The following is a 447-nucleotide window of genomic DNA, read 5'->3' on the forward strand; positions in this document are numbered from 1 at the left end:
TCACCATACGCCCTTTGTAGCTTGACCTATTTAGTCATTTTTAAGATTTTGCAATCTTAGATATATTGTTACAAAGAATAGTATATTTAAATACATTTTTCTTGGCTTGTTGTATCAACTAATTAATATATAATATGCAATTTTTAAAGAACATTTGGTGGGTCTAAGTGGACTCGAACCACCGACCTCACGCTTATCAGGCGTGCGCTCTAACCAGCTGAGCTATAGACCCATATTCATTTAAGAGATTTAAGATCTCTCAAAATTGAACAGTATAATACAAACCCAATCTCTTTCGAATAAGAAATCGAGATTTTGACTTTTTGGCTGTACTGATTAATCATCTTGTTAATCAGATTTCTCCATAGAAAGGAGGTGATCCAGCCGCAGGTTCTCCTACGGCTACCTTGTTACGACTTCACCCCAATCGCTGACCCTACCTTAGGT

1 tRNA gene and 1 rRNA gene are annotated in these 447 nt (G+C 36.7%); both read right to left on the reverse strand.

What is annotated here, in order from left to right:
• Positions 1-155: 155 nt before the first annotated feature.
• Positions 156-232: transfer RNA gene (locus INR60_RS17190), tRNA-Ile, on the reverse strand.
• Between the two features lie 136 nt (positions 233-368).
• Positions 369-447, reverse strand: a 16S ribosomal RNA gene (locus tag INR60_RS17195); the annotation flags it as partial.

It is taken from the genome of Clostridium chrysemydis, assembly GCF_015234215.1.
In the GTDB taxonomy this organism is placed as follows: domain Bacteria; phylum Bacillota; class Clostridia; order Clostridiales; family Clostridiaceae; genus Clostridium; species Clostridium chrysemydis.